The sequence below is a fragment of the Pontibacter sp. HJ8 genome (assembly GCF_054824225.1).
The window spans coordinates 1-507 of the sequence record NZ_JSYF01000553.1; the positions used below are offsets into that span (position 1 = coordinate 1).

Annotated in this window: 1 protein-coding gene; it reads left to right on the plus strand. The window is 47.9% G+C overall.

Annotated elements, in window-relative coordinates; genetic code table 11:
• A partial coding sequence (locus OB13_RS19315) for a T9SS type A sorting domain-containing protein (RefSeq protein ID WP_461491823.1) occupies positions 1-478 on the plus strand: 478 nt, incomplete at its 5' end.
• Positions 479-507 lie beyond the last annotated feature (29 nt).

Consider the following 507-nt stretch of genomic DNA (forward strand, 5'->3'; position numbering starts at 1 on the left):
GCAGCAGTCGGCCAAGATCACCCTGGAGGCTGGCAAGCGCTACTACATCGAGGCTCTGATGAAAGAAGAGAACGGCGGCGATAACCTGGCCGTAGGCTGGCAATTACCTGACGGCTCGATGGAAAGACCGATCGCCGGCAACAGACTGTCTCCTATCACAGTAGAAACGTTGAGCGTTTCTTCTACATCAGCTTTGACGACAGAAGACACAGCACTCAGCTTTGATAAAGTAACGGCTTATCCGAATCCTTTCAAGGATGTCGTTACACTTGATCTGGGCTCGGAAGAGATCAAACTACAGGAAGTTGTAGTGCTGAACCAGGCTGGTAAAGTAGTTTACAAAGAGGAGAATCTGAAGCTGGACAATAATAAGCTGGTGATTAACCTGGGAGATGCCGGACTAAATGCTGGTCTTTACTTCCTCAAGTACACCGATACTTCCGGAAAGAGCACCACACTCAAGTTACTGAAGGACTAGATTTCAGTTCTTCTCTAAAAAGCAAAGGC